Origin of the sequence: Paraburkholderia sp. CNPSo 3272 (genome assembly GCF_024206495.1) — a bacterium.
In the GTDB taxonomy this organism is placed as follows: domain Bacteria; phylum Pseudomonadota; class Gammaproteobacteria; order Burkholderiales; family Burkholderiaceae; genus Paraburkholderia.
Genome location: NZ_JAMBPQ010000004.1, coordinates 263,707 through 276,600, shown reverse-complemented (window position 1 = coordinate 276,600; position 12,894 = coordinate 263,707). Strand labels below are relative to the sequence as shown.

General features: G+C 64.1%; 12 protein-coding genes. 6 read left to right on the top strand and 6 right to left on the bottom strand.

Annotated features, from left to right (window positions below):
- Window positions 1-152: 152 nt before the first annotated feature.
- From M3I53_RS07505 to M3I53_RS07480, 6 genes are all read right to left on the bottom strand, one after another.
- Window positions 153-875 carry a GntR family transcriptional regulator gene (locus M3I53_RS07505; protein ID WP_254315314.1) on the bottom strand — a complete coding sequence of 241 codons (723 nt, stop codon included), beginning with the start codon at window positions 873-875 and terminating at the stop codon, window positions 153-155.
- Window positions 876-1,183: 308 nt separating this feature from the next.
- A complete protein-coding gene (ldcA, locus tag M3I53_RS07500) occupies window positions 1,184-2,110 on the bottom strand; it encodes a muramoyltetrapeptide carboxypeptidase (protein WP_254315313.1) in 927 nt (308 codons plus the stop codon).
- A 25-nt stretch (window positions 2,111-2,135) separates the two neighbouring features.
- Window positions 2,136-2,729 carry a tRNA adenosine(34) deaminase TadA gene (tadA, locus tag M3I53_RS07495; protein ID WP_254315312.1) on the bottom strand — a complete coding sequence of 198 codons (594 nt, stop codon included), beginning with the start codon at window positions 2,727-2,729 and terminating at the stop codon, window positions 2,136-2,138.
- 98 nt (window positions 2,730-2,827) lie between these two features.
- A complete protein-coding gene (locus M3I53_RS07490; protein ID WP_254315311.1) occupies window positions 2,828-3,238 on the bottom strand; it encodes a DnaJ family domain-containing protein in 411 nt (136 codons plus the stop codon).
- Window positions 3,239-3,541: 303 nt separating this feature from the next.
- Complete coding sequence (locus M3I53_RS07485) at window positions 3,542-4,738, bottom strand: amino acid aminotransferase (protein WP_254315310.1); 1,197 nt, start codon at window positions 4,736-4,738, stop codon at window positions 3,542-3,544.
- Window positions 4,739-4,781: 43 nt separating this feature from the next.
- Window positions 4,782-6,176, bottom strand: a complete 1,395-nt coding sequence (locus M3I53_RS07480; RefSeq protein WP_254315309.1) for an amino acid permease — start codon at window positions 6,174-6,176, stop codon at window positions 4,782-4,784.
- Window positions 6,177-6,430: 254 nt separating this feature from the next.
- Here M3I53_RS07480 and M3I53_RS07475 point away from each other — a divergent pair, with 254 nt between their 5' ends.
- From M3I53_RS07475 to M3I53_RS07450, 6 genes are all read left to right on the top strand, one after another.
- Window positions 6,431-6,904: an Lrp/AsnC family transcriptional regulator gene (locus M3I53_RS07475; RefSeq protein ID WP_069265638.1), complete on the top strand. Its 474-nt coding sequence runs from the start codon at window positions 6,431-6,433 to the stop codon at window positions 6,902-6,904.
- Window positions 6,905-7,115: 211 nt separating this feature from the next.
- Window positions 7,116-7,856 (top strand): ATP-binding cassette domain-containing protein, encoded by a 741-nt coding sequence (locus M3I53_RS07470; RefSeq protein WP_254315308.1) that lies wholly within the window; start codon window positions 7,116-7,118, stop codon window positions 7,854-7,856.
- 158 nt (window positions 7,857-8,014) lie between these two features.
- Complete coding sequence (locus M3I53_RS07465) at window positions 8,015-9,010, top strand: ABC transporter permease (protein ID WP_254315307.1); 996 nt, start codon at window positions 8,015-8,017, stop codon at window positions 9,008-9,010.
- 185 nt (window positions 9,011-9,195) lie between these two features.
- Window positions 9,196-10,188 carry a sugar-binding protein gene (locus M3I53_RS07460; RefSeq protein ID WP_254315306.1) on the top strand — a complete coding sequence of 331 codons (993 nt, stop codon included), beginning with the start codon at window positions 9,196-9,198 and terminating at the stop codon, window positions 10,186-10,188.
- Window positions 10,189-10,756: 568 nt separating this feature from the next.
- Entirely contained in the window at window positions 10,757-10,978 is a 222-nt protein-coding gene (locus M3I53_RS07455) for a DUF2795 domain-containing protein (protein ID WP_254315305.1), read from the top strand.
- A gap of 35 nt (window positions 10,979-11,013) precedes the next feature.
- Window positions 11,014-12,846, top strand: coding sequence for an HAD hydrolase family protein (locus M3I53_RS07450; protein WP_254315304.1), 1,833 nt, complete (start codon window positions 11,014-11,016; stop codon window positions 12,844-12,846).
- The last annotated feature ends 48 nt before the right edge of the window (window positions 12,847-12,894 follow it).

Genomic DNA, 12,894 nt, shown 5'->3' with positions numbered 1-12,894 from the left:
CCTGTAACGCTGTGCCTGTTCTTGCCGTACGCATGCACCGCATGCGCCCCACTCCATCCTTTTCAGCCGCGGCAGCCACCTGTCGAAGCGGGCTGTCGCGCTTTACTGCAATCCTTTACTGCAATCCGTTTCAGTGCCGCTTCGCATGCGTATCAGCGTGCAAGCGTGGTCGCCTCGCGCGCGCTGAACACTTCCTGCAAGTCGACCGAGGCGCCTCCCGGCCGGTCGAGCATCCTGAGCTCGACACCCTGCAAATGGCGGACCATCAGCTCGACGGCCGCCTTCTCGTCTCCGGCCTCGAGTGCCGCGAGAATCGCTTCGTGATCGTCGAACGAGCACGGACTGCGTCCCGGCGATTCGTAGAGCGCTGAAATCAGCGTCGAGCGCGCCACGAGCCCGCCCAGGCAATCGCACAGCACCGTATTGCCGGTGAGCGTGGCCAGCGACGTATGAAACTCGCCCGAAAGCCGGATCCACGTCGGAAAGTCGCGCCCCTCGAAGGCCTTGCGCTCGCGCCGGATCGTCTCGCCGATGCTCTTCAGCCGACGGTTGCCGTGCTGCGCGCTGCAGATGCGCCCTACTACCGCCAATTCGATGATCCGCCGCATCTCGAACACCTCGTGCACTTCCTGGAGCGACGGGCTTGCGACGAACGCGCCACGATTGGGCTCCAGATCCACGAGATGGTCCTTCGCGAGCAGCGCGAGCGCCTGGCGGATCGGGCCGCGCTTCACGCCGAATACTTCGCACAACTGCGCTTCGGTCAACTTCGCGCCGGGCGGCAGCCGGTGCTCGAGAATCGCTGCGCGGATTCGCGCGGCGATTGCCTCGGGCTTCATGCCGGTTGCTTCGGCGTCGATATCGCTATTTCGCATGGCTCGTGTCTCTATGTTGGGTATCCTAGATTGGACATAAATATTGTCAACAATTTTGTTGGCGAACTTGGGGAAGATCCTCACGTGCGTGCCGGCTGCCACATGCCTCTTATCGGTGAAATTGGCTTCATTACTGGGCATTCAGCACCTGCATGGTGATTCATTGCCCCAATCCGTGCATATTTTTTGTCAACAATTTAGCAACCCGGCGTTTGGATGAACATTGTTTGGCGCCGCTCGGTGCAGGCTGTTAGTTGCATAATCCTGCATAAAAAAAGCGCCCGAAAGCGCTTCCTTCTAGTGCGAAATCAACTCAGATGCGGATAGCCGCTCACGGTCAGCTCGAAGCCATGTGCGGTGGTGATCAGCTGCCCAGGTGCGCCCATCGGCAACGTGACCATATCGGGAATATGGCCGAACGGCAGACCCGTCACCACTGGAATGCCCACCACTGCACGCACCTGCTCCACCATTTCGCGCAGATCGTAGCCGTTGTCGTAATCGAACTGCTTGTGGCCGGTGAAGTCGCCCAGCACCAGGGCTTGCTGGCGAGCAAGAATGCCGGTCAGATGCAGCTGATAAATCATGCGCTCGATGCGGAACGGCTGCTCGTTCACGTCTTCGACGAAGAGGATGCCGCCCTCGACCGACGGCAGATAAGGCGTGCCGATCAACGAAGTCAGCACGGCCAGATTGCCGCCCCAGAGCGTACCCGAAACATTCGTCGACTGGGCCTGCGGCGCATTCACCTTGAGCGTATATTTCGGTTTCGAGAGCGCGTCCCAGAAGTGATGCATCGTGAAGCTGCTGAGACTCTCGGCGCCGAAGTCGCTGCAGAGCATCGGACCGCCGAACGTCGTGAGGCCGGCGCGCGCGAGCAGCGCAAGCTGAATGGCGGTGAAATCGCTATGGCCCACGAACGCAATCGGCTGATCCGTCAAACGCCGTTGTAGTCCGTCGTAATCGAGACCGTGCAGGATGCGCACCGCGCCGTAGCCGCCACGCACGGCGAGTACGATGTCCGGCAGGTCGCGCGACGGGTCGGCGAGGCGATTCAGTTCCGCCGCGCGCTGGCCATCCGTGCCGGCAAAGCGCTGATAGCGCCGCTCGGTCGCCTGCACGCCGCTGACGTGATGGCCTTGCGCCCGCAACCGGGCAAGCGCACGGTGCACCGCTTCCGCGTCATGCGGATAACCGGACGGAGCAACCAGCTCGATGGTGCGATGAATGGTCATGTGCAATTCGATTCAACCGTGAGGTTCAACCCGCGGGTTCGTCCGGACCGGCTACCCCAGTCTCCCCCTGCCCTTGGTCGGCCTGTTCCCGGGCCGTGCGGCGCGCTTCCCGGCTCGCGCGCCGGCGCTCGGCGAAGAAGGCACGCAGCGCCTCGCCGCACTCGTCCGCCAGCACCCCTCCAGAGACGCTCGTGTGATGATTGAGCTGCTCGTTGGCGAAGGCGTCGACCACGCTGCCGCATGCGCCGGTTTTCGGGTCATGCGCGCCGAACACCACCCGTGCGATGCGCGCGTGCATGACCGCGCCGGCACACATCAGGCACGGTTCAAGGGTCACATAGAGTTCGCAGCCGGGCAAGCGGTAGTTACCCAGCGCGTGCGCCGCCGCGCGCAAGGCCGCCATTTCGGCGTGCGCGGAAGGATCGTGCGCGCCGATCGGATGATTGAAGCCCGAGGCAATCACTTCGTCACCGCGCACGAGCACCGCGCCCACGGGCACTTCACCGGCGGCGCGCGCCTCTTCGGCGGCGGCCTGTGCGAGGCGCATGAAATGCCGGTCGCGCCCGGAGACGGGATCGGCTTGGACGTCGGATTGAGGCGCGACTGCGGACGCCGTCATGAGTGGGTCGGCGGGAACCGATCCGGCAGGCGAAGTGACCACCGGGTGCGCCTCTTCGCGTTCGCTGCCGGGGGCGTCTGGCTGGACGGGGCCGCCCGTCACGCAGCCCCCGCCGGGAGCCCCGGGAGGCCGGGCTCGCCCGCTGCGCGTTCGGACAAACGCTCGGCGATGCGGCGGCGATATTCGTGCGGCACGACCATCGGTCCGCCGCGCAAGGATTCGAGCGCCATGTCGAGCGCCAGCATGCGCGCTCGCAGACGGCATTGCGCGGCCTTCTCGCCCACCGTGGCGAGCGCTTCGTCGAGGTCGCGCAAGGCCCGCAGCTGTTCGACTGCGGGCGGCACGAAGCCCGCGTTCTTCAGGATGCGGTGGGCTATGCGCACTTCTTCGGGCACGAGCAGGTCGTCGTCGAGCGTCTGCGGCGCACCGGCGCCGGGCAGGTCGTCGAGGTCACCGCGCGCAGCCGCGGCGGCAATCCGTTGTTCGACGAGGGCATCAAGCAATTTCATCAGCAATCCACTACGTTGCGGCTCACGCATTCTATCAGGGTAAGACCTGGAAGACCGTGCGCGGCCGGCATGTGTGCCATCTACTCCCTACCGCTTGACAGACTGGCGGTTTGATGCCGGATGAATAGATCGGGACGACGAAACCTGGAATCGTCGGATGGCAACCGGCGGCGGCGTCGCCGGCGGATGCGGCGCCGGCAAGCGGCTCGGCGGCCCAGATGTGAAAACGCCGCCGGAGCGTCCGGATGATACCGGCACACCAGCGGCGCGCGAAGGATATCGGGGCACGTACCCCGCCCTTCCTCAGTCCCCCATCACCTTGCCGACCGAGTCGACCACCACGCTCACGTTCTTCTCGTTCAGGCCTGCCACGCACATCCGGCCCGAGCGCAGGATGTACACGCCGAATTCCTCTTTCAGGCGCTCGACCTGCTTCTCACTTAAGCCCGTGTACGTGAACATGCCGCGTTGCTTCACGTAGCGCGCGAGCGCCGCTTCGCCCGCATGCGCGCGCAGGCCGTCGTGAATCGCCACGCGCATGCGCGCAATGCGCTCGCACATCGCCGCCAGCTCCTGCTCCCACGACGCCTTCAGTTCCGGCGTGCCCAGCACGCGCGTGACGATCTTCGCGCCGTGCGTGGGCGGATTGCTGTAGTTCGCGCGCACCGAGCCCGTGAGCTGGCCGAGCACGCGTTCGGCGGCCGCCGCGTCTTCGCAGATCACGTGCAGCCCGCCGCAACGCTCGCCGTAGAGCGAGAAGTTCTTCGAGAACGAATTCGCCACGAGCGCCGGCACCCCGCGGCGCGCAAGCTCGCGCACCGCGAACGCGTCGTCCTCGAGTCCCGCGCCGAAGCCCTGATACGCCATGTCGACGAACGGCAGCAGGTCGCGCTTTTGCAGCACGTCGATCACTTGCTCCCATTGCGCGCGATCCAGATCGACGCCCGTCGGGTTATGGCAGCACGCGTGCAGCAGCACGACGCTCTTCGCCGGCAGCGCGTCGATGGCCGAGAGCATCGCCTCGAACTTCAGGCCGCCCGTCACCTCGTCGTAGTACGGATACGTGTTCACCGTGAAGCCCGCGCGCTCGAAGATGAAGCGATGGTTCTCCCACGTCGGATCGCTCACCCACACCTGGCTGGTCGCAAAGTAGCGCTTGATGAAATCGGCGCCCACCTTGAGCGCGCCCGAGCCGCCCAGCGTCTGCACGGTCGCGATGCGGCCGGCCGCGCGCGACGGGCAGTCAGCGCCGAACACCAGTGCCTGCACGGCGTCGCGATACTGCGCGAAACCGGCCATCGGCAGATACGGCTTCGGACCCGGCTCCTCGAGAATCGCCGCCTCGGCCGCGTGAACGGCCTTCATGACGGGCAGACGGCCTTCGTCGTCGAAGTAGATGCCGATGCTCAGATTGACCTTGTTCTGACGCGGGTCCTTCTGGAAGTTCTCGTTGAGCGAAAGGATCGGGTCGCCGGGGTAGGCATCGATGTGTTCGAACATGCTGTTTAACTCTCTGGACGAAATTCGGGACGAATATCAGCGCTTAAGGAGCCGGCACGCCGCGTTGCAGCGCCGGCGCCGACTTGCGGCACCACAGGCGGTAGGCGAGCCCAAGCACGCCCAGCCAGACCGGAATCAGGTACACGGAAATGCGCAGATCCGGAATCAGATACATTACAACGAGAATGCCGCCGAGGAACGCAAGACACACGTAATTCGTCAGCGGATAACCGAGGCTGCGGAACGTGGTCGTCTGACCGGTACGCGCCTTCTCGCGGCGGAACTTCAGGTGAATCAGGCTGATCATCGCCCAGTTGATGATGAGCGCGGACACGACGAGTCCCATCAGCAGTTCGAACGCCTTGCCGGGCATGAAGTAGTTGATGATCACACAGGCGGCCGTGACGAACGCCGACACGCCGAGCGCCGCCAGCGGAATGCCGCGCCGGCTCACCTTGAGCAGCGCCTTCGGCGCATTGCCTTGCTGCGCGAGGCCGTAGAGCATGCGGCTGTTGCAGTACACGCCGCTGTTGTAGACCGAGAGCGCCGCCGTCAGCACGACGAGGTTCAGCACGTTGGCCACGAGGTCGCTGTTCATCGCGTGGAAGATCAGCACGAAGGGGCTGCCGCCGGCCACGACCTTCTGCCAGGGGTAGAGCGAGAGCAGCACGCCGAGCGCGCCGATGTAGAAAATCAGGATGCGGTAGATCACCTGATTCGTCGCGCGCGGAATGCTGTGCGAGGGATCATCGGCCTCCGCCGCGGTGATGCCGACCAGCTCCAGCCCGCCGAACGAGAACATCACGACCGCCATGGCCATGACGAGACCTGAGACGCCGTGCGGGAAGAAACCGCCGTTGCGCCAGAGGTTCGACACGCTTGCCTCGGGACCGGCCGAGCCCGAGAACAGGAGCCATCCTCCGAAGGCGATCATGCCGACGATCGCGAGCACCTTGATGATGGCGAACCAGAACTCGAGTTCGCCGTACGACTTGACGCTCGTGAGGTTGATACCGTTGATCACGACGAAGAACACGAGCGCCGAGACCCATGTAGGCAGCGTCGGCCACCAGTAATGCATGTAGATGCCGACTGCCGAAAGCTCGGCCATGCTCACGAGCACGTAGAGCACCCAGTAGTTCCAGCCGGAGAGAAAGCCCGCGAACGGGCCGAAATACTTGTCGGCGAAATAGCTGAACGAACCGGCGACGGGCTCGTCCACGACCATCTCCCCGAGTTGCCGCATGATGAAGAACGCAATGATGCCGGCGACGCCGTAGCCGAGCAGCACCGAGGGGCCGGCCGTCTGAATTGTCTGCGCAATGCCGAGGAACAGGCCCGTGCCGATCGCACCGCCCAGCGCAATAAGCTGGATGTGGCGATTCTTGAGGCCGCGTTTTAGCTGGCCGCGATTTTCACGCGTGTCGTTTGAAACCATGTCTCTTCCTGTCTCCGACTTATCTGAGCGGGGTCAAAGCGTCCGGGTAGGACGCCTGCTCCGCTCCACGAAATAAAATTGCGCGCACAACGTCCCGCATCGGCGCGCTGCCGGGCGTGGTGGTGTTGGCCGCCAGCCCGATCGGGTGCGCCCAGTGTATAGTTGACGCGGAAAAATATGATTTCATCTCGTACGCAGGCAAACCCTGATTGATACAATTCCCTCTCGCCTCAAACCCATCTCACGCAAGATAAATGCAAAATCTCGCGCTCGATACGATCGACATGCGGCTTCTCGCCGCACTGCAGGAGCGCGGACGCGCATCGAACCTCGAACTCGCGGCCGCGATCAAGCTCTCGCCCGCGCAGACACTCCGGCGTCACCGGCGGCTCGAGGAGCTCGGCGTGATCCGGCGCTATGAGACGCGCCTCGACGCACAGGCGCTCGGCTTCGGCGTGGTCGCCTTCATTCAGGTAACGATGGAGCGCGGGCACATGCGCGAGCTCGTCAAGTTCAAGGAACTCGTCGCGACGTTGCCGCAAGTGCAGGAGTGCTACTCCGTGACTGGCGATATCGACTACGTCCTGAAGGTGGTGGCGCGCGATCTCAAGGCGCTTTCGGAATTCCTGCTCGATACGCTGATGCGCGCGCCGGGCGTGAACAGCGTGCAGTCGATCGTCTGCCTCGATGAACTCAAGGGGACGAGCGCGATGCCGCTGGAAGCCTGAGACAAGCGCCCGCCAGGTCCGTCTGGCGGGGGATTTCGGCGAAAACGCAATTTTATCTCATCGGCGGCCTGCTCGCGGCGTGACAGGACCGGCAGATGAAATAGTCTTGCTAAAAGCCCCATCGTGCTCTAAAAAACATGCTAGTTAGCATGTCTCCCGGCCACCCTGGACACTGCAACGGGCGGCTTCACAAGCGCGAGCGCGACAGTCCATGAGTCTTCTTGAGCTCAGAGGCGTTTCCAGGCACTTCGGCGCCATTCAGGCGCTGACCGACGTGACGTTGAGCCTGGAACCCGGCCAGGTGGTCGGACTCATGGGCGACAACGGGGCCGGAAAATCGACGCTGGTGAAGGTCATCGCCGGCAACTTCCCGCCCTCTCACGGCGAAGTCCTCATCGACGGCAAGCCCGTTCATTTCAGCCGACCCGTGGATGCCCGCGCCAAAGGCATCGAGGTCGTCTATCAGGACCTCGCGCTCTGCGACAACCTAACGGCGGCGGCCAACGTCTTTCTCGGGCGCGAGCCGCGCATCGGCATATGGCCCTTTCGCGTGCTCGATCACGCGGCCATGTACCGGCGCGCCGCCGAACTGTTCAAGGAACTGAAGTCCGAAACGCGCCCGCGCGATCTCGTCCGGCAAATGTCGGGCGGCCAGCGCCAGGCCGTGGCGATCGCGCGCACGCGACTGTCCGAGGCGCGGCTCGTGCTCATGGACGAACCCACCGCCGCGATCAGCGTGCGCCAGGTAGTGCAGGTGCTCGACCTCATCAAACGGCTGTCCGAACACGGCATTGCCGTCATTCTCATCAGTCACCGCATGCCCGACGTTTTCGAGGTCGCCCACCGCGTGGTCGTCATGCGGCGCGGGCGCATGGTGGCGGACAAGCAGATCGAAGCCTCTTCGCCGGAGGAAGTCACCGGCCTGATCACCGGAGCCATCGCCGCCGCCTGAAGCCGGCCCGCGCGAAGGCGTTGCATGGGGCCGCACTAAGCGCTGAAGCGCCAAGTGCGCGCCGACTGCGTTGCATGGGGCCGCACTAAGCGCTAAAGCGCCAAGTGCGGCCGACAGGAGACCCGAAATTGAACGATGCGCCGCAAAGGCCGAACCCGATGCCGACACTGCTTGACGATCCCCAATCCGCGAAAACCCACACCCGCTGGAGCGGAATGCTCGCGAGCCAGGTGTTCTGGGTAGTGCTGGCGACGCTCGCGGCCTGCGTCCTGCTCTCGTTCGTCACCTCGACTTTCGCCACCCCGCAAAACCTCTTCAACGTCACGCGCAACTTCGCCTTTGTCGCCATCGTCGCGCTAGGGATGATGGCCATCATCGTCACGGGCGGGATCGACATTTCGGTCGGCTCAACGATCGGCCTGAGCGGCATCGTGCTCTCCGTCACCATGAACGCGGGCTACCCGATCTGGGCCGGCATCGGCCTCGGCCTGCTCACCGCTGGAGTAGTCGGCCTCGTGAACGGCCTGCTCATCGCGTATCTCAACATGCAGCCGTTCGTCGTGACACTCGGCATGCTGAGCGTAGGCCGCAGCCTCGCGCTCGTGATCTCCGGAAGCCGGACCATCTTCGAATTCGGACCCGACGGGCACAAGCTCCTCGTGCTCGGCGGCGGGAAAACGCTCGGCGTGGCCAATCCCGTCTGGTTTCTGATCGTCCTCGGCCTGCTGTTCTGGTTCGCCTTCGCCTTCACGCGCTGGGGCCGCTATGTCTTCGCGGTCGGCGGCAACCGTCATGCGGCCAATCTCACAGGCGTGCCGGTACGGCGCGTCATCTGCTCGGTCTATGTGCTGGGCGGCCTGATGGCAGGCGTTGCGGCCATTCTCGAAGTGGGCTGGCTCGGCGCGGTGACCACGGGCCTCGGCACCGGCGACGAGCTGCGCGTGATCGCCGCCACGGTGATCGGCGGCACCAATCTCGCGGGCGGCGTGGGCAGCGCGTTTGGCACGATAGTCGGCGCCGCGCTCATCGAAGTGATCCGCAACAGCCTGATCCTGCTCGGCGTCGACTCATTCTGGCAGGGCACGGTCGTGGGCGGCTTCATCATCATCGCCGTGCTGTTCAACCGGCTCGGCGGCGAGCGGCAAGGAGACTGAACGGAATTCAGGGAGGCGCGGCCGGACTGCAAGCGGAACCGCCGGACGTTAGCCATTAAAAGAAGCGCGACTTGCTGCGCGAGGTTCCGCAGAAAGCCCAAGGCACGGGCGCGGGCTTTCCTTCCGATGACGAAAACTGGACGAGACACGCGCGCCGTACAACCGGCGCCGAACAGGAGGAAACCATGAAGAAGGCGTGGAAGTATCTCGCTGCGATCGGAGGGCTCGCCATGCTGGCCTCTTCCGCCTACGCAGCCGACAAGACCCTCGCGCTGGTCGTGAAGGGCCTCGACAATCCGTACTTCGACCTCATGCACCAGGGCTGCGACCGGGCCAACAAGGAGCTCAGCAAACAGGGCTACAACTGCTACTACACCGGCCCGGCGACAGCTGCGGACGAAAGCGCCGAAGTGCAGATCGTCGACGACCTGCTGACCAAGGGCGTCGCGGCGATCGCCATTTCGCCGTCGAACGCGCCAGCCATTGCCGAAGTGATCCGCCGCCGCAACGCAAAGATTCCGATCATCACCGCGGACGCCGACCTGCTGCCGAAGGACCAGTCGTTGCGCAAGGCGTATGTGGGCACCGACAACTACGAGCTGGGTGTCAAGCTCGGCGAGCAGCTGAAAACGCTGATGCCCAAGGGCGGCAACATCTGCCTCGTGATGGGCAACCCCGCGGCCGAGAACATCAACCAGCGCGCCCAAGGCACGCGCGACGTGCTCTCGGGCAAGAAAGGCATCAAGAAGCTGGCGGGCGAAAGCAACTGGCATGAGATCAGCGCCTGCCCGCTCTACGTGAACGACGACGCCGCGAAAGCGAACCAGATGATGCAGGACACGCTCACTGCGAACGCCAGTACGCTCCAGGCATTCGTGTTCGAGGGCGGCTGGCCGCTCTTCGCACCCGAGGCGTATTCGCAGGTCGTCGCGCCGATCATGGAGAAGATCAACAGTGGCCAGTTCGTAATCGTTTCAGCCGATACGCTCGGTCCGGAACTGCAGGCCCTCAAGGACCACAAGGTCAATGCGCTGGTCGGGCAGCGGCCTGAGGAAATGGGCTATCAGGCAGCCATGGTGATGCGCGACCTCGCCGAAGGAAAAACGGTGAAGCCGATCGTTCACACGGGTCTCGACGTTTGCACCTGGAAAAACGCGGATACGTGCCTGAAGCATTGAGCGCCGCAGGTAAAAACCCGCGCCGGCACAACGTGCCGTACGCGGGTTTTTGCTTCGCCGGCAAGCCAGCGGGAAAGCATCATTCCCGTTCGATAGAGCCTTGTAGACGGCCCCTTCCGCAGTTGGCATCACAGCGATACTGCCAACGATGCCGCAAGCCCCGACGCGGCCCGCTCAAAGCCAACAGATGCTGCCAAGGTCGCCGAACCGTATGCGAGAAGACTGCCTCCGACCCCTTCTCTCGTGGCACGCGCCATCGGCTTGACGAACTGGATCGCGTGCGGCGGTGAAGCGGCGCTCGAACGCTTCGCGGCAGCGGATGGCGAGCGAATAGGTCGACGTCTGCCGAGACCTGTTCAGTCACCGCAGATAGCCCAGCGATAGCGCGACGCGATACGCGTATCGAGGGTGCGCAGGTACGCGCGATGCGGGTTCGTCAGGGTCGGCGGAGCGGCTCGCGCGCCGGCGACCCATGCCCTCGCTTGGCAGCAGCCGATACTCGACGCGCAGGCAGGTCCAGCAGGTATAGCGAGCTTCAGCACGTCAAACCAGCCGTCAGGAGAAGCAAATGTCCCAATCCCGCGAGACCGAAGGCAAGCGCCCGCTGACCCCGTTCGTCGAGGTGCAGAAGGCGTTGAAGGGTGCCAACTATCCAGCCGACAAGAATAGTTTGATTGACGCCGCAAGAGCGAATGGCGCCGACGACGACGTGATGAAACGCCTCGATGCTTTGCCCGAGCAGGAATATCAGAGTCCCGCCGACGTATCAAAGGCGGTCGGTAACGAGTAATCAGGCACTTGCCAAGACCCGCAAGGGGTAGCCCGATGCAATTCTTTGCTCTCGCCACCGACTACGACAATACACTGGCCAGTGACGGCCGCGTCGCCGATTCGACGTGGGAGGCGGTTGAACGTCTTCGCGCGTCGGGCCGTCACGCCATTCTCGTGAGCGGCCGCGAGCTCGACGATCTCCTCGCGATCTGCCCGCGCCTCGATCTTTTTTCGCGCGTCGTGGCCGAGAACGGCGGCGTCCTGCATCACCCTGCCACTGGCGCCCGTCGTCTGCTCGCGCCCGCGCCGCCCGAAAACTTCGTGGCCGAATTGCGGCGGCGCGCGCCCGGCGCGTTCGGCATCGGCGAGACGCTGGTCGCGACAGTGAAGCCGCACGAGCACATCGCGCTCGACATAATCCGCGACCTCGGCCTCGGATTGCAGATCATCTTCAACGGCGACGCAGTAATGATCGTGGCGCCGGGCATTTCGAAGGCAAGCGGTCTGCAGGCGGCGCTCGACGAATTGGAGTTGGCGCCGCTGAACGTAGTCAGTGTCGGCGACGCCGAAAACGATCACGCGCTGCTCAGCGCATGCGGCCTGGGCATCGCGGTCGGAAATGCGCTGCCCGCATTGAAGAAGCATGCCGACGCCGTGATGCATGCGGCGGCCGGATCAGGTGTCGCGGAGTTGATCGGGATGCTGCTCGCCGAGGATCTGCGCCCGATTACTGCCCTATCGCCGCGCCACCGCATCCTGCTGGGGACACGCCGCGCCTCGCAGGACAATCAGAAGAGCAACGAGCAAGACCCTGAGAAAAACCAGGAGTGGCTCCCGCTGCAAGGGAGCGTTTCCCTGCTCGTCGGCCCGTCAGGTTGCGGCAAGTCGACTGCGACCGCAGGCATGCTGGAGCGGCTCGCATGCGCGGGCTGCCAGTTGTGCGTGATCGATCCCGAGGGAGATTATGCCAACGACGACACGACTATCGTCCTCGGTGACGCGGACAGCGCGCCTTCGGTCGAAGAGGTGGTGCAGTTGTTGACCCGTCCAGGACGACCCGTAGTCGCCGTCAACCTCCTGCGCGTGCCGCAGGCGGATCGCCCCGGCTTCTGCGCGAACCTGCTGTTGCACGTTCAGCGCTTGCGCACGCGCACCGGTCGTCCGCACTGGGTCGTGTTCGACGAAGCACATCATCTGTTTCCGGCAGCATGGGAAGGCGCGAGCCAGGCGATCCCGCAAACGCTCGAAACCGCGCTGGCCGTAACGGTGTCGCCCGATCAGCTCGCACCGGCGTTCTTGCGTCAGGTCGGCGTCGTGCTGGCAATGGGCGATGACGCCGAAGAGGCCCTGCAACGTTTCGCGTCGGGAAGTGAACGTCCGCTGCCGCCTGCTATGGGCCCGGGACCGACTACGGACCTTTCGGAGCTCAAGCGTGGCGAGGCGCTGCTATGGCGCGTCAGTGAAGCAGCTGCGCCGCAGGCGGTTTGCCTCGAACCGGGTCACAAGGAAAAGCGGCGCCATCTCCGCAAATACGCGGAAGGCTTGCTGATCCCCGAGCGCAGCTTTTATTTTCGCGGCGAACACGGCAAGCTGAATCTGCGCGCACATAACCTGGTGTTCTTCATCGAACTGGCGCAAGGCATCGATGCCGACACGTGGCAATTCCATCGCCTGAGGGGCGACTATTCGCGCTGGTTCGAAGAGCAGATCGGCGATGCCGATCTGGCCTCGGAAGCGCGCGCGGTAGAGCGGGACGACGCACTCGATGCCTGCGAGAGTCGTGTGCGCATTTGCGCCGCTATTCAGGCGCGTTACACGCAGGCGGAAAACCCGTCGTTGCCCGCAGTGCTGGCAGGCGGGCAGAAAACCGGCGGCATGTCCGACTGAGTAGGCGAGCGGACGGCGGAATGACCGCTGCCAGGAATTGCGCTGATC

Coding starts and splice junctions, on each gene's coding strand:
- M3I53_RS07465 (WP_254315307.1), top strand. CDS start 8,015: ATGCCGACACTGCTTGACGATCCCCAATCCGCGAAAACCCACACCCGC.
- tadA (WP_254315312.1), bottom strand. CDS start 2,729: ATGACGGCGTCCGCAGTCGCGCCTCAATCCGACGTCCAAGCCGATCCC.
- M3I53_RS07455 (WP_254315305.1), top strand. CDS start 10,757: ATGTCCCAATCCCGCGAGACCGAAGGCAAGCGCCCGCTGACCCCGTTC.
- M3I53_RS07505 (WP_254315314.1), bottom strand. CDS start 875: ATGCGAAATAGCGATATCGACGCCGAAGCAACCGGCATGAAGCCCGAG.
- M3I53_RS07460 (WP_254315306.1), top strand. CDS start 9,196: ATGAAGAAGGCGTGGAAGTATCTCGCTGCGATCGGAGGGCTCGCCATG.
- M3I53_RS07480 (WP_254315309.1), bottom strand. CDS start 6,176: ATGGTTTCAAACGACACGCGTGAAAATCGCGGCCAGCTAAAACGCGGC.
- M3I53_RS07475 (WP_069265638.1), top strand. CDS start 6,431: ATGCAAAATCTCGCGCTCGATACGATCGACATGCGGCTTCTCGCCGCA.
- M3I53_RS07485 (WP_254315310.1), bottom strand. CDS start 4,738: ATGTTCGAACACATCGATGCCTACCCCGGCGACCCGATCCTTTCGCTC.
- M3I53_RS07450 (WP_254315304.1), top strand. CDS start 11,014: ATGCAATTCTTTGCTCTCGCCACCGACTACGACAATACACTGGCCAGT.
- ldcA (WP_254315313.1), bottom strand. CDS start 2,110: ATGACCATTCATCGCACCATCGAGCTGGTTGCTCCGTCCGGTTATCCG.
- M3I53_RS07490 (WP_254315311.1), bottom strand. CDS start 3,238: ATGAAATTGCTTGATGCCCTCGTCGAACAACGGATTGCCGCCGCGGCT.
- M3I53_RS07470 (WP_254315308.1), top strand. CDS start 7,116: ATGAGTCTTCTTGAGCTCAGAGGCGTTTCCAGGCACTTCGGCGCCATT.